Genomic DNA, 20,952 nt, shown 5'->3' with positions numbered 1-20,952 from the left:
TCTACTGCGATTTGCGTTGTCGGCAAACGCAATTCATGCACTCCAAAGGCTGGTGCATGAGCCACGGCTCCGACTCGACGCCCTCGCACCCATCTGTTGAACCCGGTGCGCCTCAGCAGCGGGCACGCGATCAGCTCTCGCGCCGGGCCGCGTCCACGATCCACGCCGCGATCTGAGCGCGAGAAGTGAACCCGAGCTTGGTCAGGATGTGCTCGACGTGGGCATCTGCGGTGCGCTGCGAGATCACCAGCCGGGATGCTATCTGCTTGTTGGTGAGCCCTTCGGCGACCAGGTCCGCCACCTGACGTTCACGTTTGGTCAATGTCGTCCCGCCGGCGGACGGTGTGGCGGCCGGTTGTTCTTCGTTCAGCGCGTAGGCGACCACGGCGTTGATTCTCATTGCGTGGCCGCGTCGCCACGCCGCATCGAAGCGCGCTGCACCGAGCGCGCGACGCACGACACGCTCGCAGTCGAGGTGGGCCTCGACCATCTGCGGGAAGTAGATCGCCGCGCCGGGGGCGGTCTGCATCATGTTCGCCGCGGCGCCCATCAGCACGGCGGATCGCTGGTCGTCGGTGCCGGCCGCGATCCACGCCAGCACCTCGAGATCGAGCGCCGCGACGAGAAGGCTGCGCATGCACTGGTTGAGCCGCAGCGATTCCCGCAGCAAATCCTGAGCGCGGGAGTTCTCACCCTGCTGCCACGCCGCGATCCCGGTCATCCCCAGCACGGTCGACCGGAACAACGACTCGCCGCACGCCTCGGTGATGGCCAGGATCCGCTGATGGCACTCGGCCGCCCGCTCGGTGTCGCCCTGCTGCGCGTACGCCACACCGAGCAACAGCAGCGCAACAACGTGCAGACATCCTCGCGGGTCGGAGCTCAGCACCTCGATGGCTCGATCGATACACGACACCGCGCGCGCGGTCTCATTGAGGTAGAGAGCCAGATCACCCTCCGCATAGGAGATCAGCGCCTGATTCATGGGCGTGGGATCGCGCTCGGCGAGCACACGCCCCTGCGCGAGCAGGGTGGCTGCCGTCTCGAGGTCCCATTGCCGCGTGGCCATGAAGACGCTGGCGTGCAACGCCCGGACCTGGTCGGTTGTCGAACGTGCGCAGGGATGGGCCAGGGTGCGGTCGAGCCAGCGGCGGCCTTCACCGAACAAGCCACGGAAACTCCAGAACACGAAGGACGCGGCGGTGATGCGCAGCCCCGCTTCGGCTGACTGCTCGGTCTGGTCGGACATGCAGAATTCGAGCACCGCACGGATGTTCCCCTGCTCGCGGTCGAGCCGGGCCATCCAGTCGAGTTGCCGGTCGCTGATCAAGTCGGCCTCGGCATCGAGCACCAGCTGTCGGTACCAGTCCCGGTGCCGACGCTGCAGATCCTCGTCCGCGCCGGCCTCCCGCAGCTTGTCCTGCCCGTAGGCCCGCACGGTGTCGAGCATCCGGAAGCGGACCGCGCCCTCGGGTTCTTCCCTGATCACAACCGATTTGTCCACCAGCCAGGACAGCACATCGAGCAGCTCTGCCGCCTCGGCATCGGCGCCGCACACCGCCTCGACGGCGTCGAGTTCGAAACCACCGGCGAACACCGACAACCGGGCCCACAGCCGCTGCTCGGCCGGGGTGCACAGCTGATAGCTCCAGTCGATGCAATACCGCAGGGCCTGCTGTCGTGTCGGCGCGGTGCGGTGGCCCCGGGTGAGCAGCGCGAACCGGTCGGTGAGCCGCTGCAGAATCTGGTCCGGCGACATGGTGCGCATCCGAGCTGCCGCGAGTTCGATCGCCAGTGGCAACCCGTCCAGCCGGGAACAGATCCCGACCACTGCGGCTTTGTTCTCCTCGGTCAGCGCGAATCCGGGCACGACCGCCGCGGCGCGATCGGCGAACAGCATCACCGCATCGTATTTGCGCAGCTCTCGCAGCGTCGGCTCGCGGCCGGCGGCAGGAACGCTCAGCGGCGACAGCCGCCGCACCGCTTCGCCGCCGATATCCAGCGGCTCGCGGCTGGTGACCAGGATCCGCAATCCCGCACACTCCGACAACAGCGTCACGGCCAGGCTTGCCATGGACTCGGTAACCTGCTCGCAATTGTCTACGACGAGCAGGGTTTCACGGGATCGCAGAAACTCGACCAGCGTGTCGTGGACCGGCCGGGCCGAATCGACCCGCACGCCCAGCGCGGCAGCGACGATGGGAGCCACCAGCGTCGGATCGCGCACGTCGGCCAGATCGATCGCCCACACCCCATCGGCGAAATCGCATCGAACAGCCGAGGCCGCCTGCAGCGCCAGCCGGGTCTTGCCCACGCCGCCCATCCCGGCCAGCGTCACCAGCCTCGACGCGGTCAGCAGGTGCTTGAGCTCGGTCAGCTCGGCGCGCCTGTTGACGAAGCTGGTCAGCTCGGGCAGCACGTTGCCGCTGCGTCCTATGGTTCGCGACGAGGTTCCGAACGCACGCAACTCCTCCGCTACCGTCATGCTCACGTCACGGCGGGTGTGGTTCGCGGCGTCGTCGATCATCAGCCGCGCGCAATCCTCTCGGTATTGCTGTGAGCACCGGACATGATCAACTCACCTTTCGACGGTGCCCAGCCTATCGCCCATGACGAGCGGACATCCAGCTATTCGACGGTTGGGGCACGGCTATCCACGGGTGCCTCCCCGCCGGCCGCGAACACCGGGAAGCAATCCCATGCGTCGATATCCAAGGTCTTCACCACCGATGTCGGCATGGCCGTGTTCCGCACAACGGCCCTGAACGTCCGCTGTTGGCTCGAGAAGATCCGTTGGCGGTCAACGGTTCTCGCGCGGCGCTGCCCACTCTCCAGCCGGGACAGCGTGCTCTCCGACACCCCGGTCCGCGCCGAGAGGTCGGCGAGGGTGATCCCGCGGGCACGGCGCAGCGCACGCAGTCTCGGTCCCACTGCGTCGAGCACATCGTCGATTTCGTGATCCACGCGGCCATCTTGCCGGAACCGCAAGATTGCGTGCCAGATCCTGGTGGCCGCGGCGAGACTGGGCGCGCCCCGACCGAAGGAGTCCCCGATGAACGCCAGCACTGCGAAGCGCCGAACACGCCGCAAGGACACCCCGCGGGCCCGCGCGGTGGCGGTCGCCGCGCTCGCCCTGCTGATCACGATGGGCGCGGCGGCCTGTTCTCCGGCCGCCCCCGCTGTCGCCCCCTACGCTGTCGCCACCCAGGGCGACCCCGCGTTCGAGAGCACCTTCCGGCACGAGTTCGCCGACGTCGATGGTGTCCGTATGCACTATGTGACCGGTGGCAGCGGCTCGCCGGTGGTGCTATCCACGGTTGGCCGCAGACCTGGTACGGCTGGTGGCCGATCATGCCGGCACTCGCCGAAGGCCATACCGTCTACGCCGTCGACCTCCCCGGACTGGGCGACAGCACCGGCTCACCGACCGGCTACGACAAGGCCACCCTGTCCCGGTATGTGCACGCCCTCATCGCCGATCGGCTCGGAGTGCGGGATGCCCGCGTTGTCGGGCACGACTTCGGCGCCGCGGTGGCCTTCGAGTACGCCGCCCAGTACCCCGCCGACACCGCGCGCCTCGGCTACCTCGACCTACCGCTACCCGGGCCCGCGATCGACGCGCCGACCTACCGCTCATTGAGCTAGCACATCGCCTTTCACTCCCAGCGGCGAGTCCCCGAAACGGTCGTCGGCGACCACGTCCGCGAGTACCTGGCCCTGTTCTACCCGCAGGTCTCCTTCGGCGGCACGGCATTCGGCGGCGCCTCGGACCGATCGCCCTTCACCGACGCCGAAATCGACGAGTACGCAAGAACATACAGTCGGCCCGAGAAACTGGCAGGCGGCTTCGACCTCTACCGCGCCCTGGACAAAGACGTGCGCGACACCGTGGCAGCAACACCAACTCCCGTCCCGACCCTCCTCATGACCGCTCAGGGCCAACTCGACGCGATCCGAACGACCGTCGCACCGCGCATAACCAACATCGTGCGCGCGGTAGATGTGCCACACGCAGGGCACTGGCTCGTCGAAGAGAACCCCCAGTTCGTCGCGGCGGAACTACAGCACTTCCTCTCCTGACAACCCCACGACACACTCCCCTCCCCGTTCGACATAAATCGATTGCGGCAAGATCCGGGGTGCCGCACAATAGGCGGCCGATCCAGGACCTGCGGAAATGCTGAATCAGCGGCGACTGGGTGGGAGAGAACCAGGCGAATGGGTGGTTCATGTTCGATGTGATCATTGCCGGGTGCGGGCCGACCGGTGCGATGCTGGCCGCCGAACTGCGACTGCACGATGTGCGGGTACTCGTGCTGGAGAAGGAACCTGAGCCCATATCGTTCGTGCGCATAGTCGGTCTGCATATTCGCAGTATCGAGCTGATGGCGATGCGCGGACTGCTGGATCGCATTCTCGAACGCGGAAGACCGCGTCCGGTCGGCGGTATCTTCGCCGCCATCCCCAAACCCGCTCCCGAGGGACTGGATTCCGCGCACGCCTATCTGCTGGGCATCCCGCAGCCGGTCGTCAATCATCTGCTCGAAGAACATGCGATCGCACTGGGTGCGCAGGTCCGGAGCGGTTGTGCGGTGGCCGGTTTCGAGCAGGACGACGAAGGTGTGACCGTCGAGCTGGCCGACGGGGAGCGGCTGCGGTCGCGTTACCTCGTCGGCTGTGACGGCGCGCGCAGTACGGTGCGCAAACTGCTCGGCGTCGGCTTCCCCGGCGAGCCCGCACGGACCGAGACGCTGATGGGCGAGATGGAAGTGGGTGTGCCGCAGGAGGAAATCGCCGCCAAGGTCACCGAAATCCGCGAGACCAATAAGGTATTCAGTCTCGGGCCCTTCGGCGAAGGGATCTATCGCGTCGTCGTCCCGACCAAGGGAGTCAGCGAGGATCGCGCGGAACCACCCACCCTCGAGGATTTCAAACAAGGGTTGCGTGACATCGCCGGAACCGATTTCGGCGTGCACTCCCCGCGCTGGTTGTCCCGCTTCGGGGATGCCACCCGGCTGGCCGAGCGCTATCGGGTCGGTCGGGTGCTGCTGGCCGGCGATGCGGCGCACATCCATCCGCCCACCGGCGGTCAGGGCCTCAACCTGGGCGTTCAGGACGCGTTCAACCTCGGCTGGAAACTGGCCGCAGAGATCCGCGGCTGGGCGCCGGAAACATTGCTGGACACCTACCAGACCGAACGTCATCCGGTCGCCGAAGACGTACTGGACAACACCCGCGCCCAGATGGAACTGCTGTCCACCGAACCGGGCCCGCAGGCCGTGCGCAGGCTGCTCACCGAACTGATGGACTTCGACGAGGTGAACCGCCATCTGACCGAGAAGATCACCGCGATCGACATCCGCTACGACTTCGGCGACGGCCCCGACCTGCTCGGCCGCCGGCTGCGCGATATCGACCTGAAACAGGGCCGCCTCTACGACCGACTACATCGGGGCCGCGGCCTGGTACTCGACCGCACCGAACGCCTGACCGTCGAGGGCTGGTCGGACCGAGTCGACCTCATCGCGGATCCCACTGCGGCACTGGATCTTCCGGCCATCCTGCTCCGCCCCGACGGCCACATCGCCTGGATCGGCGAGAACCAGCAGGACCTGAACGACCACCTCGCCCGCTGGTTCGGCAAGCCCACCAACTGATTTCAGCCGAGCGGCCGAAAGCCCGGTGGGCTACTCCTGGGGCTTCGCCCAGCGGCCGCGGGCCTGCTGGATGTGATCGCGCAGGAAGTGTTCGACGGCGTCCTGATCGCGGGATTCGAGCAGGTCGACGATGGTGAGATGCTCGCGGGCGACGTCGACCAGTTCGCCTTTCTGGGCCAGGGAGGCGAGGCCGAACAGGCGGGTGTGGTCCCGCAGGTCGGAGACCAGGTCGTTGAGGCGCGGGTTGTCGGCGTAGCCGAGCAGGGTCAGATGGAAGATCTGGTCGGCCGCCGTGTATTCCACCAGGTCTCCGCTTTCGGCGCCTTCGACGATCTTCTCGGCGAGCGCGCGCAGGTGCGGCATATCCGATTCGGGAATCAGCGGGGTGACCTCCCGGACCACCGGCGGTTCCAGCAGCAGCCGGATGCGGGTGATGTCGTCGAGGTCCTTCTCGGCCACCTCGGTGACCCGGAATCCCTTGTTGGGCACAATCGAGATGAGGTTCTCCCGGGCCAGATCCTGCATGGCCTCGCGGACCGGGGTGGCCGACACTCCGAACCGCGCGCCGAGCGTGGGTGCGGAATACACCACGCCGGGCTCCATTTCACCGGCGATGATGGCCGCGCGCAGTGCCCGCGAGACCTTCTCGCGCAGGCTGACCTTCTCCACCTGGGTGAACTGGTCGATACTCACGTGGTCGGCTCCCCTGCCCGTGATCGATGGATTCGATCGGTTCACGACATTCTATGCCATGTCACGTGGCATAGCCGTCGCCGCCCGCGACACCCGGCCCGCGGTCGGCGCAGGCGTCCTCATCGCGCGGCCTCGGCATCGACCGACCGCAGCGACTTGCCGGCGGTCTCCTTCGCCGGCCCGACCGCCAGCACCGAGATCGCCGCGGCCACAATCAGATACAGCGAGATCGGCACCGAGCTGTGGAAGCGGTCGAACAGGCTGATGGCGATCAGCGGGGCCAGCGATCCGGCCAGAATCGGCGCGACCTGATAGCAGAACGACAGGGCCGTATATCGCACATGCGTCGGGAACATCTCGGTCATGAGCGCGGAATACGGTGCGTAGGTGAGGGATTCGACGGCCAGACCGAGGGTGATGGCCACGATGATGACGGCGTAGTTCCCGGTGTCCATCATCGGGAAGGCCAGGAAGCCCCAGCCGGCGGTGAGCACGGCCCCGGTGAGATAGACCGGCCGCCGCCCGATCACATCCGACAGCAGGCCCGCCGCCGGAATCATGAAGAAGTGCAACAGGTGCGCCACCAGCATGAGCGCCAGGATCGGCGCGGTGTCCACGTGCACGGCGAGTTTGAGGTAAGTGATCGAGAAGGTCACCACGAGGTAGTAGAGAATGTTCTCTGCGAAGCGCGCGCCGATGCCGATCAGCACCTGTCGCCAGTGATGGCGCAGTACTTCGACGATGCCGAGCGCGTGGCGCCGGTCCGCGTCCAACCGCTGCTGCGCCTCGCGGAAGATCGGTGCGTCGTCGACGCTGGAGCGCACCCAGTAGCCGATCAGCACGACCACGGCCGACAGCCAGAAGCCGATCCGCCAGCCCCACGAAAGAAACTGCGCGTCGGACAGATTCGCCGACAGCACCAGCATGACCACGGTCGCCAGGACATTGCCCAGCGGCACGCCCGACTGCGGCCAGCTCGCCCAGAACCCACGCCGATGGTCGGGGCTGTGCTCGCTGACCAGCAGCACCGCCCCGCCCCATTCGCCGCCGAACGCGAAGCCCTGGATCAGGCGCAGGGTCACCAGCAGCACCGGGGCCCAGTAGCCGAGGGCGGCGAAGGTGGGCAGGCAGCCCATCAGGAACGTGGTGATGCCCACCACGACCAGGCTCAGCTGCAGCAACGCCTTGCGTCCGACGCGATCTCCGAAGTGCCCGAACAGGATTCCGCCGAAGGGCCGGGCCAGGAACCCGACGGCGTAGAGCGCGAAGGCGGCGATGATCCCGTCGACGGCATTGCCGCTGGAGCGGAAGAACACCTCCCCGAAGACCAGCGCGGATGCGGTGCCGTAGAGGAAGAATTCGTACCACTCGGCGACCGCGCCGACCATGGCCGCGGCCACGATCCGGCGCAGTGCGGTCGGTGGGGTAGTCGTGCCCGGATCGGATTGCCGTGCTGTCGCGGAGTCGTCAACTGCGGTCATGCGCCACCTTCACCTGTGATGTGTGACATTGCACCATAGGGTGGTGACCTCGATCACGCAAGTGGTTGACCGGGTATGACTCCATCGCTTACGGTCAGTGCAATGTCACACGTCACATGGTGACAGGCGGCCGGGGCGCTCTCCCCGGACTCTCACCCGATGGAGGCTCACATGTCCGAAACCACCACGTCGCCGGCGAACATGCCCTGGCACGGGGTGATCGTCGCGACCACCCTGCCGTTCACCGAGGATCTCTCGGTCGACTACGACGCCTACGCCGAGCACGTACGGTGGCTGGCGGCCAACGGCTGCCACGGCGTGAGCCCCAACGGCTCGCTCGGGGAGTACCAGACCCTCGACGACACCGAACGCGCCCGGGTGGTAACCACCGCCATCGAGGCCGCGCCGCAAGGCTTCACGGTCATGCCCGGCATCGCCGCCTACGGCGCGCTGCAAGCGCGTAAATGGGCCGAGCAGGCCGCCGAGGCCGGCGCCCAGTGCGTCATGCTGTTGCCGCCCAACATCTATCGGGGCAATCGGGAGGTCGTTCTCGATCACTATCGGACGGTGGCTGCGGTCGGTCTACCCGTCGTGGCCTACAACAATCCGATCGACACCCGCATCGACCTCACCCCGGACCTGCTGGCCGAACTGCACGCCGAGGGGCTGATCGTCGGCGTCAAGGAGTTCACCGGCGATGTCCGGCGTTTCTACGAAATCAAGGAACTGGCACCGGAACTCGACGTGCTGATCGGCTCCGACGACGTGGTGCTGGAACTGGGCATCGCGGGCGCGGTCGGCTGGGTGGCCGGCTATCCCAACGCCATTCCGCAGGTGACCGTGGAGCTGTACAACGCGGCGGTCAACCGCGATCTGGACAAGGCCCTGCCGCTGTACCGGGAACTGCATCCGCTGCTGCGCTGGGACTCCAAAACCGAATTCGTCCACGCCATCAAGCTGTCGATGGACCTGGCCGGGCGACCCGGCGGCGCGTGCCGGCCGCCGCGGATTCCGCTCGCCCCCGGGCTGACCGCCCAGATCACCGCCGACACCACGGCGGTGCTGGCCAAGGGTTACCGGTAATCCACAGGCGAATTCGGGAAACGAGGACAACACGATGATCGACACGACAGCCGGATCGATCGCCGACACCACGGCGGCCGAGGTCGACGCCACGGTCGCCGCCGCGGCCGCGGCCGCCCCGGCGTGGGCGGCGCTGGGTGCGGCCGGTCGCGCTCGGGCGCTGACCGACCTCGCCGACCGGCTCGACGCCCGCGCCGCGGAGCTGATCGCCGTGGCGCGGAACGAAACCCGGTTGAGCGAGGCGCGGCTGACCGGCGAGCTGCGGCGCACCACGTTTCAGCTGCGCCTGTTCGCCGAGACCGTGCGCGACGGCGGCTACCTCGACGTGCGCATCGACACCGCCGACAACGAGTGGCCGATGGGTGCGCCGCGCCCGGATCTGCGCCGGATGAACATTCCACTCGGCCCGGTCGTCAATTTCGCGGCGAGCAATTTCCCCTTCGCCTTCTCCGTCGCGGGTGGCGATACGGCCGCCGCGCTGGCCGCCGGGTGCCCGGTCATCGTCAAGGCCAGCCCGGGCCATCCATTGCTGTCACGCGCGGTCGGCGCGATCGTCACCGAGGCGCTGGCCGAAAACCAGGCTCCGAGCGGAACTTTCGGCCTGGTGTTCGGTGTCGACGCGGGCGTGCGAGTGCTGACCCACACCGCCGTCACCGCGGCCGCGTTCACCGGCTCCACCCGGGGCGGGCGCGCACTGTTCGACATCGCCGCCGCGCGACCGGTGCCGATTCCCTTCTACGGTGAATTGGGTTCCGTCAATCCAGTTTTCGTCACCGCTTCGGCCGCGGGATCACGGGCCGCCGAGATCGCCGCCGGACTGCTGGGCACGCTGTCGGCCAGTGCCGGGCAGCTGTGCACCAAGCCGGGGATCATCGCGGTCCCGGACGGGTCGCCGCTGCTCGCCGAACTGGCCCGGTCGGCGCCCGAGCCGACCGGCGACATGCTCAATGCCGCGATCGAGGCCGGATTCGTCGGGGCCGTCGAACAATTGCGCACGCACCCGCGGGTGCGGATCCTGAGCGGCGGCGCGGCGGGGCGCACCCTGCTGCTGACCACCACCGCCCAGGAGGTGCTCGCCGATCCGGAAACGCTGATACACGAGATGTTCGGCCCCGCAGCACTGGTGGTGACCTATCGGGAGACCGCCGAACTGCTCGAGCTGGCCCGCGCGGTGAGCGGGCAGCTGACGGTCTCGGTCTTCGGCGACCAGGCCGACGGCACCGCTCGCGCCCTGCTCGCCGAGGCGGCGGGCGCGGCGGGCCGGGTGTTGTGGAACAGCTGGCCCACCGGCCTGTCGGTGACCTACGCGCAGCAGCACGGCGGGCCGTATCCGGCGACCACCGCGCCCGCATCGACCTCGGTGGGCACCGCCTCGATCGCCCGGTTCCTGCGTCCGGTGGTGTTCCAGTCGGTGCCGCCGGAGCTGTTGCCGCCGGAATTGCGCGACGACAATCCGCTGGGTGTGCCTCGATCGGTGAACGGGGCACGGGCGCAATGACATTCGACACGTCCGGCACATCGTCCGTGAGGGGGACCGATGTGCTGATCATCGGCGGCGGCGTGATCGGCTGCGCGCTCGCCGACCGGCTCGCCGTGGCGGGCCTGTCGGTGCGGATCTGTGAGGCGGGCGAGGTGGCATCCGGGACCACGGCGCACGGCGAGGGCAACGTGCTGGTCTCGGACAAGGGCCCCGGTCCGGAGCTGGAGCTGGCGCGACTGTCGCGGCGGCTGTGGCCCGAGACGCTCGCGCGCATCGCCGACCGGCTGCCCCGTGCGGTCGCGGCCGTCGAGTGGGAACCCAAGGGTGGCATCGTCGTAGCGACCACCGACGCGGGTGCGTCCGCACTCGCCGCCTTCGCCGACGGCCAGCGCGCGGTCGGTGTGCACTGCGCCGATCTCGACGCGGCCGCACTCGCGGCGGCCGAGCCGGCGCTCACCACCGAGGTGAGCGGCGCGGTCCACTACCCCGACGACGCGCAGGTCCAGCCGGTCGGCGCGGCCTCGGCACTGCTCGCCGCCGCGACCGCGGACGGGGCGATCGTCGAAACCCGGTGCGCTGTCACCGGTTCGATCGTCAGCGGCGATCGGCTGCTGGGCGTGCGGACCACGCGCGGCGACCGGTTCGCCGATGTGGTGATCAATGCCGCCGGGCCGTGGTCGGGTCCGGTGGCGGCGGTGCTGGGCGCGCCGATCGCGGTCAAACCGCGCCGCGGCGATGTGCTGATCACCGCTCCGCTGCCGCCGACCGTCTTCCACAAGGTCTACGACGCGGATTACGTCGGCGCGGTGGGCAGTTCGGATACCGCGCTGCAATCCTCGGCGGTGGTGGAGTCCACCCGGGGTGGCCCGCTGCTGATCGGATCCTCGCGGCGGCAGGCCGGATTCGACGACCGGATCCGCCCCGACAGCCTCGCCGCCATCGCGCGCAAGGCACTGCGCCTGTTCCCGATGCTGGCGGACGTCGCGATCATGCGCGCCTATGGCGGTTTCCGTCCCTACGTCGACGACCACCTCCCGGTGATCGGCCCGGATCCGCGCCTGCCCGGACTGTGGCACGCGACCGGCCACGAGGGCGCGGGCATCGGGCTCGCGCCCGGCACCGCGCAGCTGGTCGCCTCCGCCCTCACCGGCCGGCCCGACGAGGTCGACATCGCGGCCTTCACCGTCGACCGACCGGCGGTCATCACCTCGAGCACGGAGTACGTCTCACCATGAGCCCCAATCTGATTCCCCCGGACCGCGACCGCCTCGGCCGTGCGGACCGGCCGCTGACCATCCGCGCCGACGGCGTCGAGGTGGCGGGTGTGCACGGTCAGACCCTGGCCACGGTGCTGCTCGCCGCCGGGCGCACACACTGGCGCACCGCGCGCGACGGCGGTGGCCGCGGCGTGTTCTGCGGTATCGGCGTCTGCTTCGACTGCGTGGCGACCGTCAACGGCGTGCCGGACGTGCGCCTGTGCCGCCGCCCGGCGCGCGACGGCGACACCGTCACCAGTCAGAGCCGAGCGGGCGGGAGCGAGCGATGAACCGGCACGTGGTGGTCATCGGCGGTGGTCCGGCGGGCACGGCGGCCGCCGAAGCGGCGCTGCGGCACGGCGCGACGGTGACGCTGATCGACTCCAACGAGGCGCTCGGCGGCCAGTACAACCGCCGCATACCCGCGGCCTACGGAGTCCGCCGGCCGCTGGCCATCGGGCACGGGTACGCGGCCGCCGAGCGCCGGGCCCGGCTCCTGGCCGAGCATCCGCGCTGCGAGTATCTGGCCCGGGCGGCGGTGTACCACCTCGAACGCCACCCCGAGGGCGGTTGTCCCACAGTGCGATTGCTCATCGGCCTCGAGGGTGATCTCCGTACGCATCGGGCGGTGCGCGGGGACGCGCTGATCATCGCGACCGGAGCCTACGACCGCGTGTGCCCGTTCCCCGGCTGGGATCTGCCCGGCGTCTACACCGGCGGGGCCGCGCAGACCCTCGCGAAAACCCAGCGGCTGCTCATCGGGCGGTCCGTGCTGGTGTCGGGCACCGGGCCGTTCCTGCTCCCGGTCGCCCACTCCCTGGCCGATGGCGGCGCGCGGGTCCGGGCGGTGCTCGAGGCCAATCCGGCCCGGGCGATCCTGCGGCACTGGGCCGCCCGGCCGTGGGAGCTGCGACACAGTGCCGGCAAGGCGGCCGAACTGATCGAGTACGCGGGTTCCGGTCTGCGCCATCGAATTCCGGTGCGCACCTCGACCGCGGTGGTCGCCGTCGCGGGCGACGGCCGGGTCGAAGAGGCGACCGTGGCCCGGCTCGACGAACACTGGGCACCGGTGCCGGGTAGCCATACGACCATCGCGGTGGACGCGGTCGCGGTCTCGCACGGCTTCACCCCGCAGCACGAACTCGCGGTGGCCGCGGGCGCGCGCCTGACCGCCGACGGGTTCGTCAGCGTCGACCGGGATCAGCGGACGAGCGCCGACATGGTCTGGGCGGCAGGTGAACTCACCGGAATCGGCGGGGCGCAGGTCGCGGCGGTCGAGGGCGTCGTCGCCGGGATCGCGGCCGCGGGTGGCGATCCGAGCGCCGAACGCGGCCTGCGCACCCGCCACCGCACCGCCCGGCGGTTCATCGCCCGGCTCGCCGCCGCGCATCCGATCGGCACCGAGGCGGTGGCCTGGTCCCGCCCCGAAACCGTGATCTGCCGGTGCGAGAACACCACCCGGAAGGAGCTGACCACGGCCTGGGCGTGCGCTGCGGGCGAGAGCTACCGGGCCGCCAAACTGGCCACCCGCGCAGGGCTCGGGCCGTGCCAGGGCCGCATCTGCGGGACCGCCGTCGCCGCCCTGCGCGCCGCGCAGTCCGCCGGTACCGGCGATCCGGCCCTTGGCAGCCAATGCGGCTACGGCACAGCGGATCTCGCTCCCTCCGGCCTGGCCGCCGCCACTCCCGCCTGGCGTCCGCTGGCCGCCGTCGTGCGATTGCGCGAACTCGCCGAACTCGACACCGAAGGGCAATCCTGATGCACAGCAGCAGAATCATCTCCGCCATCGACACTCACACCGAGGGTATGCCCACCCGGGTGGTCACCGGCGGGGTCGGTCCGATTCCGGGTGACACCATGGCCGATCGGCGCGACTACTTCCTCGAGAATCTGGACGGCCTGCGGAAATTCCTGGTCAACGAGCCGCGCGGGCACGCGTCGATGAGCGGGGCCATCCTGCAACCGGCCACCACCGCCGACGGGCACTACGGGGTGCTGTTCATCGAGGTGAGCGGGCTGCTGCCGATGTGCGGGCACGGGACCATCGGCGTGGCGACCGCGCTGGTGGAGGCGGGCATGGTGCCGGTGACCGAACCGGTCACCGAGATCCGCCTGGACACTCCCGCCGGACGCGTCGTCGCGACCGTGAATATCACGGCGGGCCATGCCGATTCGGTGGCGCTGCGCAATGTCCCGGCCTACTGCGACAGCCTCGACAACGAGGTGGAGGTGCCCGGGATCGGCACAGTCCGCTACGACATGGCCTACGGTGGAAACTTCTACGCCATCGTCGATCTCGGCAAGCTCGGGATACCGTTCGACCGCGCCCAACAGGATCGGATCCTCGACGCCGGCCTGCGAATCATGGCCGCCGTCAATGAATTCCAGCGTCCGGTGCATCTGGAGGACGAGCGGATCGGCGGATGCAAGCACGTCCTGTTCCTGGATCCGGCCTCCGAACCCGCGCACACCCGCAATGCCATGGCCATCCACCCGGGCTGGTTCGACCGCTCGCCCTGCGGCACCGGCACCTCCGCGCTGCTGGCCCGCCAGCACGCCCGCGGTCTGCTCTCCGATGGGCAAGTGCTGCGCAACGACTCGTTCATCGGCACCACCTTCCACGCCCGCGCGGTCGAGACCGTCAGCGTCGCCGGACATCCCGCCGTGGTGCCGGAGATCACCGGTCGCGCGTGGTTGACCGGCACGGCCAATTACCTGCTCGACCCGGCCGATCCGTTCCCCGAGGGCTTCGTCTTCTGAGAGGGCTTCGTCTTCTGAGGCTCGCGACTCCCCCGCCGTCCACCACCCCTAGTTGAAGAATCACCACCTGAAAGGCGCGACAATGTCTGTCGTCACCCGCCGCCCACGCCCGCCCATCACCCTCGCCGGAGTCATGCGGCGAATGCCCGTCACCGATGCCGATTCCGGCGATTTCACCAAGAGCATGGGCCTGTGGCAACTGGTCGCGCTGAGCCTGGGCGGTCTGGTCGGCGCGGGAGTGTTCTCCCTGGCCGGTGTCGTGGCCAACCAGGTGGCGGGTCCGGCCGTGCTGATCTCCTTCGCCATCGCGGTCGTGGCTTCCGGCGCGGCGGGACTCTGCTACGCCGAATTCGCGGGCATGGTGCCGAAAGCCGGTTCGGCTTACACGTATTCGTATGTGGCGCTGGGCGAGATCATCGGATTCATGATCGGCTGGGATCTGCTGCTCGAGTACACCGCCATCGTGTCGGTGGTGGCGATCGCGGTCTCGGGCTACCTGAACTACATCACCCATTACATCGGATTCGATCTGCCGACCTGGGCGCTCGGCGCGCCCGGCACCGGCGAGGGCCGCAAGATCGACCTGTTCGCGGTCGTTCTCTGCCTGCTGCTGGCCTATCTGCTCTCGCGTGGTACCCGTGAATCCGCCCGTGTGCAAACGGGATTGGTGGCGGTGAAGGTGTTGATCGTGGCCATTGTCGTCGTCGCCGGCGCGTTCCACATCAAGGCGGGCAACTACACGCCGTTCTTCCCGTTCGGGGTCGGCGGCGCGGTTTCCGGTGCGGCACTGGCGTTCTTCGCGGTCTACGGTTACGACGCCATGAGCGCGGCCGCCGAGGAATCCAAGGACGGCAAGAAGCTGCTGCCCAAGGCCATCCTGATCAGTCTCGGCATCGCCTCGGTCGTCTACCTGCTGGTGTGCCTGGTCATCGTCGGCATGGTGAACTACACCGAGATCGATGTGGCCGCGCCGTTCTCCAGCGCCTTCGACACCGTGGGCATGGGCATCCTGGGCCTGGTCATCGCGGTCGGCGCGGTCGTCGGCGTCACCACCTCCGCGTTCGCCAATATGCTCGCCGTCACCCGCGTCGGCTTCGCCATGAGCCGAGACGGCCTGCTGCCCAACTACTTCGGCAAGACCGGCGAACGCAAGGTGCCCACTCGCGTCATCTGGCCGGTCGGCGTCGTCTCCGCGCTCATCGCCGGCTTCCTCCCGATCCGCGAGGCCGCCGAACTCACCAACGTCGGCATCCTCATGGCCTTCATCGTGGTGGCGCTCGGCATCATGCGCCTGCGCCGCACCCGCCCCGACGCTGACCGCACCTTCCGCACCCCTTGGGTGCCGGTCGTCCCCCTCATCGGCATCGGCTTCTCGATCTGGCTCATCAGCCACCTCGACATCGTCACCTGGATCCGCTTCGTCGTCTGGCTGCTCCTCGGTCTCGCCCTCTACGCCACCTTCGGCTACCGCAACTCGACGCTGAACCGGACCGGGATCGACACCGCCCCGGTGCCGATCGAGGACTGAGCCCCGCCACAGCACAGCGTCGCCCACGGGACAACTGCCCGTGGGCGACTCGTGGATCCGCCGACTCCGCGGTGGCCGGCCGTCGGCAATCCATCACCGCACCTGGTCAGGGTCGAGCGCTTCGGGGCTGCGGCTGCCCGAATCGACCGGTTGGCCGCTATTTCACCTGCCCGTGATCACGGCTGGTTGGTGACCCACCCCTGTACGGCGTCGATGAAGTCCGGGCCACCCATGACGTATCCGCCGACGGTTGCACCGATCAGCGCACCCACGGGGATGCTGAGACCCCAGATCAGGGGAATCATCGCCCCGAGGATGCCGCCCACGATGGCGCCGACGGCGATGCCGGGCAGGTTCTTGTTGACCTGCTCCTTGAGCCGGTCGTAGGAGTTGATGTCCTTCAGTTGCGCAATATCTTCTGCCGTCGGAGTCGGCGTCAGCGTCACGGTGCGGCCGTCCGCACCGATGTGCTGCGCAATCGCGATCGAACGCCCGTCGACCGCGAGCGATTGCGGCACTTCGGTCACCGCCGCTCCATCGCCGGACTCGAGCACCACCGCACCGTTCTGCGCGACCTCGAACTTGCCATTCTCGACAGTGGCGACAACTGCCTTGTCGACTGGCGAAACGGTGATCTGGTAATTGATGCCATGATCCACACCGGAAGTCGTGTCCTCCGCAGTCGGCTGTTCCGTTAGGGCCGGCTCTGCATGAGCGGTCGCCGCACTGATACCCACGGCCGAGATTGCCATGAAAACGACAGCGGTGATTTTCCCGAACGTCATTCGTCGAACCCTCCACTCAGCTACCCCTGATGGGCGGACCGAGTCAGAACCTTAGACGTCGAATTCAATGGTGTGTGGTACGCCACACGCAGTTCGAAGTCGCTGCACTCCCGTTTCCCATGCGACCGGCCGAGAAGCCGCATTTCGCGCGGTCCGAATCGGACAGAGCGGGCGCGACCGGCAACGAGACCAAATACGGCCCAGGACATCCTCTTTCTACCGAATACCGTGCGCCACGCACGCAGCGGTCACTCTCAATCGTGTGCTTGGCTAACATCTGACCGTTCGAGTTGTGTCGATGCGGCGGGCCGCGATGCGCAGGCTCGCAGGGGGGGCAGATGAGGCAGATCCTGTTCGCGGCGATGATCGCTCTGGCAGTGTCGATCACGTTGACGCCGCTGTTGATCCGGTTGTTCACCCGGAAGAAACTCGGTCAGGAGATCCGCGCCGAAGGACCCAGCAGCCACCAAGCCAAACGCGGAACGCCCACCATGGGCGGGATCGCGATCGTGATCGGCATGTGGGCGGGTTACCTGGGCTCGCATCTGATCGGCTTGCGCTACAACGCATCCGGAGTCACCGCCTCCGGACTGCTGGTTCTGGGTCTGGCCACCGCGCTGGGTGTGGTCGGATTTCTCGACGATTTCATCAAACTCTATAAGCGGCGCAATCTCGGGCTGACCGCCCGCGGCAAGTACGTCGGCCAATTCGGTGCCGCGATCATTTTCGGTGTGCTGGCACTGCGTTTCCCCGATAGCACCGGACTGACCCCGGCCAGCAGGCACTTGTCGATCCTGCGCGATGTCGGCTGGCTGTCGTTCGTCCCGGCGTTGTTCCTGCTGGCGGTGTGCATCATGGTGGTCGCGTGGTCGAACGCGGTGAACATCACCGACGGGCTCGACGGCCTGGCCGCGGGATCGATGGGCCTGACTCTGGGCGCCTATGTGCTGATCACGTTCTGGCAGTACACCAACGCGTGCACGACACGCCCCGGTGCGGGCTGCTACACGGTTCGCGACCCGCTCGATCTGGCCCTGGTCAGCGCTGCGGCGGGCGGGGCCTGCGTCGGGTTCCTGTGGTGGAACGCGGCACCGGCGAAGATCTTCATGGGCGATACCGGATCGCTGGCGTTGGGTGGGCTGCTGGCCGGGCTGTCCATCACGACCCGCACCGAACTGCTCATGGTCGTGATCGGTGCATTGTTCTGCGCCGAGATCCTCTCGGTTCTGTTGCAGATCGTCGTCTTCCGGACCACTCGCCGCCGCCTGTTCCGCATAGCCCCGATGCACCACCACTTCGAACTCAGCAGCTGGCCCGAGACCACGGTATCCATCCGATTCTGGCTGCTCACAGCAATTTCCGCAGCTACCGGCCTGATGCTGTTCTACGGAGAACACCTCGCAGCCACCCGATAGTGAAAAACGTCCGCAACTGCCGCGCCGCGCGCTGTTCGGACCGGCCACGCGGCACACCCGAAGATCCACGGGCGGAGATCATTTCGGGCGGCCGCGCACCTACCGAACGCACCCGAATACCGAGTTTCGTGCGTCGCGTCACGGGTGGGATCCGTCCGAAAATCGGCCGGGTAAGCCCGAAATCGGAAGTACTGCGGTGTGCGGTCGATGCCGCATTGGATGGATTGCTGTGAGCCAGATCGCAGTTGAGGTTGACCCGAGGTCAAGGTGGAAGCTCGGCGCAGCGGCGCGACGCCGACGGGACACCACAGCTTCGAGGAGCGGACCACCATGACGATCATCCTTTCCGACCAGGACAAGAGCACCCTGCGGACCGCCGCCTACGGCACGGTGTCCCTGATGGCGGCTGCCACCGGCGCGCCCCACAAGGCCGCCGCGAATGCCGTCATCGCCCTGACGTCGGCGACCGGCCTGGTCGGGCACGTGCTCGCGGCGAGGACCAAGGACATCGAACTGACGGGCAGGACCGTCGCCGAACTCGCCGACCGGGTATTGCCCGCTCTGACCGCGGCCATGCGGGTGCTCGGCGAGCAGGCTCCGGCGGAGTCCGAGAACTTCCGCGGCACCATCCTGCTGGCTGTCGAAGCGGCTCAGATCCATTCGGCCAGTGCCGGTTCCACCGCGGTCGAGATGGCCCGCAAGATCACCGCTGCCTTGGACGCCGCCGCAGTGGCCGCTGCCGGGCAGGATCGCCCGGAGTTGCGGAAGGCGATCGAGGAGATCGTCGATTCCGGTTTCATCGGGGTGTCGGTGCGCGTACGCGACGAGCGTGGCGAGTGGGCCGGTAGCGCCGGAGTGGCCGAGTTGGGCGGGGCCGCGACGCCGCCGATCGATGGACATGCCCGCATCGCAAGCAACACAAAGACTTTCACCGCGGCCCTGGCGCTGCGGTTGGTGGCCGAGGGCAAGATCGGGCTGGACACCCCGGCAGTGGCCTATCTGCCCGAGTTCGCGCTGGACCAGCGGATCACGGTGCGAATGCTGTTGCAGCACACCAGCGGGATCTTCAACTTCACCGGCGAGCTCTACGCGGATGGGACGATCGTGGCGGGGATCCCCGCGCCCGGCACGCCCTGGGGGAAGCAGTGGGTGGACGACCGGTTCCACACCTATCGGCCGCAGGAATTGGTGGAGCTGTCGTTGTCCAAGCCGCCGCGTTTCGAGCCGGGCACCGGCTGGAGCTACTCCAATACGAATTACGCGCTGGTCCGGCTGCTGATCGAGAAGGTCGCCGGCCGCTCGTTCGCCGAGGAGATGCGGCGGCTGATCCTGGAGCCGCTCGCGCTGTCGGGCACCGTGGTGCCCGACAGCCCCGAGGTCCCAGAGCCGCACGCCCACGCCTACTACCGGTACGAGGAGGAAGGCCGGGAGAAGACGGTCGACATCACCCGCCACGACCCGTCCTGGAACCCCAGCGGCGGTGACATGATCTCGACCACCCGGGACCTGGCCACCTTCATCTCCGCTCTCAACAGCGGGAAACTCCTTCCTGCCGAGCTGCTTTCGGAGATGCGCACGCCGTTCCCGACGGGCATTCCGGGCATGGGTTACGGCCTGGGCGTGTTCGTGCAGGAGACGCCCTGCGGCGGAACCCTCATCACCCACAACGGCGGCCACGCGGGCTACGCGACACTGATGTATGCCACGCCCGACGGCAGCAAGACCATGACCGCCTCGTTGACCTGCGTGGACGACTCCGCCATGTCCATCGCGGCACCGTTCCAGCTGGCACAGCAGCGCCTCGTCAACGAGGTGTTCTGCGGCGGCCGGGCCGATCCCGCTCAGCCGAGCGCCTGAGCGACGGCGATCTGCACGACCCGGCGGGCGGCTGCTCCTGTCGCGCCTCGGGTGGACCGCGAGGGGGCCCGGCGAGCTCAATGAGCCCGCCGGGCCCCCCTCGTGCGCTTTCCAACTCATCCCGCATACCCATTCATGAACTGTTCGAGGAGTTCTCGTTATGTACACCATCGAAGGCACGCGATTGCCCCGGATAGTCGAGCGGCTGCTCGACGACCGCCATTCCCTGCCACTGTCCGTCGCGTTGCACCTTGTCCCCGGCGTCCTCATCGTCGGCGCCTACCTGCTCATCGGCGAACCATTCGCCAAGGCCATCGGTTGCCCGGCCTTCCTGGGCTGGGCAATCGCGCTGTGCCTCATCCTGATACCGATCCAAGCCGGGCTGCTGTGGCTGGGCCACAAGCGCAACGGCCGCTTCGCGCTACACGGCGTGCTGCACTACACCGACAAGCCGGTTCCGCGCGGCAAGCTCATCGCGATGGTCACCGCACTCATCGGGTGGATGATGGTGCTCGGGGTCGCGCTGGCGCCGTTGAACAACTTCTTCAAGCACTTCTTCACCTGGCTCCCGTACGCGAACACCGGGGGCAGCGGTAACAACACCTACCTCGATCTCCACGGATACTCGCACTCGGTTCTGCTCACCACGACGGTGATCTGCCTGCCGCTGACCGGGATCTCGCTGCCGCTCATCGAGGAGCTGTACTTCCGTGGTTTCCTGCTGCCCCGCATCGCCCACCTGCGCGCCTGGGCGCCGGTGGTCAGTACCGTGCTGTTCGCGCTGTACCACCTGTGGTCGCCGTGGGTGTTCGTCTCTCGGGTGATCTTCACCTTCCCGGGGTACTGGTTCGCCTGGCGGTACAGGGACATTCGGCTCTCGATCGGGATGCACGTCGGCGTGACCTCGATCGTGGCGACGCTCGGTACCGCGGCCCTTGCGCTGGGCCTGATTTGACG

The 20,952-nt window shown here is 68.0% G+C and carries 17 protein-coding genes and 1 pseudogene; 13 read left to right on the top strand and 5 right to left on the bottom strand.

Annotated features, from left to right (window positions below; genetic code table 11):
- Positions 1-130: 130 nt before the first annotated feature.
- A complete protein-coding gene (locus ACFXIV_RS20555; protein ID WP_379394061.1) occupies positions 131-2,527 on the bottom strand; it encodes an ATP-binding protein in 2,397 nt (798 codons plus the stop codon).
- A 287-nt stretch (positions 2,528-2,814) separates the two neighbouring features.
- Positions 2,815-2,988 (bottom strand): annotated as a pseudogene (locus ACFXIV_RS20550) (helix-turn-helix domain-containing protein); the annotation flags it as partial.
- A 363-nt stretch (positions 2,989-3,351) separates the two neighbouring features.
- Here ACFXIV_RS20550 and ACFXIV_RS20545 point away from each other — a divergent pair.
- The 3 genes from ACFXIV_RS20545 to rox all read left to right on the top strand — a co-directional run bounded on the left by ACFXIV_RS20545 (position 3,352) and on the right by rox (position 5,657).
- Positions 3,352-3,645 carry an alpha/beta fold hydrolase gene (locus tag ACFXIV_RS20545; RefSeq protein WP_379394059.1) on the top strand — a complete coding sequence of 98 codons (294 nt, stop codon included), beginning with the start codon at positions 3,352-3,354 and terminating at the stop codon, positions 3,643-3,645.
- A 231-nt stretch (positions 3,646-3,876) separates the two neighbouring features.
- A complete protein-coding gene (locus ACFXIV_RS20540; RefSeq protein WP_379394057.1) occupies positions 3,877-4,080 on the top strand; it encodes an alpha/beta fold hydrolase in 204 nt (67 codons plus the stop codon).
- A gap of 149 nt (positions 4,081-4,229) precedes the next feature.
- Positions 4,230-5,657: a rifampin monooxygenase gene (gene rox / locus ACFXIV_RS20535; RefSeq protein ID WP_379394055.1), complete on the top strand. Its 1,428-nt coding sequence runs from the start codon at positions 4,230-4,232 to the stop codon at positions 5,655-5,657.
- Positions 5,658-5,687: 30 nt separating this feature from the next.
- Here rox and ACFXIV_RS20530 read toward each other — a convergent pair whose 3' ends face one another.
- Together ACFXIV_RS20530 and ACFXIV_RS20525 are read right to left on the bottom strand one after the other, a co-directional pair.
- Positions 5,688-6,350, bottom strand: a complete 663-nt coding sequence (locus tag ACFXIV_RS20530; protein ID WP_379394053.1) for a GntR family transcriptional regulator — start codon at positions 6,348-6,350, stop codon at positions 5,688-5,690.
- Positions 6,351-6,469: 119 nt separating this feature from the next.
- Positions 6,470-7,831, bottom strand: coding sequence for an MFS transporter (locus tag ACFXIV_RS20525; RefSeq protein WP_379394051.1), 1,362 nt, complete (start codon positions 7,829-7,831; stop codon positions 6,470-6,472).
- A gap of 171 nt (positions 7,832-8,002) precedes the next feature.
- Here ACFXIV_RS20525 and ACFXIV_RS20520 point away from each other — a divergent pair, with 171 nt between their 5' ends.
- From ACFXIV_RS20520 to ACFXIV_RS20490, 7 genes are all read left to right on the top strand, one after another.
- A complete protein-coding gene (locus ACFXIV_RS20520; RefSeq protein ID WP_379394049.1) occupies positions 8,003-8,914 on the top strand; it encodes a dihydrodipicolinate synthase family protein in 912 nt (303 codons plus the stop codon).
- Positions 8,915-8,948: 34 nt separating this feature from the next.
- A complete protein-coding gene (locus ACFXIV_RS20515) occupies positions 8,949-10,412 on the top strand; it encodes an aldehyde dehydrogenase family protein (RefSeq protein ID WP_379394047.1) in 1,464 nt (487 codons plus the stop codon).
- Positions 10,409-11,629 carry an NAD(P)/FAD-dependent oxidoreductase gene (locus ACFXIV_RS20510; protein WP_379394045.1) on the top strand — a complete coding sequence of 407 codons (1,221 nt, stop codon included), beginning with the start codon at positions 10,409-10,411 and terminating at the stop codon, positions 11,627-11,629. Before ACFXIV_RS20515 ends, ACFXIV_RS20510 begins: the two co-directional genes overlap by 4 nt.
- Positions 11,626-11,940 carry a (2Fe-2S)-binding protein gene (locus ACFXIV_RS20505; protein WP_379394043.1) on the top strand — a complete coding sequence of 105 codons (315 nt, stop codon included), beginning with the start codon at positions 11,626-11,628 and terminating at the stop codon, positions 11,938-11,940. Before ACFXIV_RS20510 ends, ACFXIV_RS20505 begins: the two co-directional genes overlap by 4 nt.
- A complete protein-coding gene (locus tag ACFXIV_RS20500) occupies positions 11,937-13,409 on the top strand; it encodes an FAD-dependent oxidoreductase (RefSeq protein ID WP_379394041.1) in 1,473 nt (490 codons plus the stop codon). Before ACFXIV_RS20505 ends, ACFXIV_RS20500 begins: the two co-directional genes overlap by 4 nt.
- Positions 13,409-14,410 carry a proline racemase family protein gene (locus tag ACFXIV_RS20495; RefSeq protein WP_379394039.1) on the top strand — a complete coding sequence of 334 codons (1,002 nt, stop codon included), beginning with the start codon at positions 13,409-13,411 and terminating at the stop codon, positions 14,408-14,410. The genes ACFXIV_RS20500 and ACFXIV_RS20495 overlap by 1 nt, the downstream gene beginning before the upstream one ends.
- Before the next feature lie 82 nt (positions 14,411-14,492).
- Positions 14,493-15,938, top strand: a complete 1,446-nt coding sequence (locus tag ACFXIV_RS20490) for an amino acid permease (RefSeq protein WP_379394037.1) — start codon at positions 14,493-14,495, stop codon at positions 15,936-15,938.
- Positions 15,939-16,114: 176 nt separating this feature from the next.
- Here the strand turns inward: ACFXIV_RS20490 and ACFXIV_RS20485 are convergent, their stop codons facing one another.
- Positions 16,115-16,723, bottom strand: coding sequence for a hypothetical protein (locus ACFXIV_RS20485; protein WP_379394035.1), 609 nt, complete (start codon positions 16,721-16,723; stop codon positions 16,115-16,117).
- 338 nt (positions 16,724-17,061) lie between these two features.
- Here ACFXIV_RS20485 and mraY point away from each other — a divergent pair, with 338 nt between their 5' ends.
- The 3 genes from mraY (at position 17,062) to ACFXIV_RS20470 (ending at position 20,950) form a co-directional block, all read left to right on the top strand.
- Positions 17,062-18,138, top strand: coding sequence for a phospho-N-acetylmuramoyl-pentapeptide-transferase (gene mraY, locus ACFXIV_RS20480; RefSeq protein ID WP_379394033.1), 1,077 nt, complete (start codon positions 17,062-17,064; stop codon positions 18,136-18,138).
- Positions 18,139-18,468: 330 nt separating this feature from the next.
- Complete coding sequence (locus tag ACFXIV_RS20475) at positions 18,469-19,995, top strand: serine hydrolase domain-containing protein (protein WP_379394031.1); 1,527 nt, start codon at positions 18,469-18,471, stop codon at positions 19,993-19,995.
- Positions 19,996-20,155: 160 nt separating this feature from the next.
- Positions 20,156-20,950, top strand: coding sequence for a CPBP family intramembrane glutamic endopeptidase (locus ACFXIV_RS20470; RefSeq protein WP_379394029.1), 795 nt, complete (start codon positions 20,156-20,158; stop codon positions 20,948-20,950).
- Positions 20,951-20,952: the final 2 nt, after the last annotated feature.

The sequence above is a fragment of the Nocardia sp. NPDC059236 genome (genome assembly GCF_042754085.1).
In the GTDB taxonomy this organism is placed as follows: domain Bacteria; phylum Actinomycetota; class Actinomycetes; order Mycobacteriales; family Mycobacteriaceae; genus Nocardia.
This window is presented reverse-complemented; position numbering and strand designations above follow the sequence as displayed.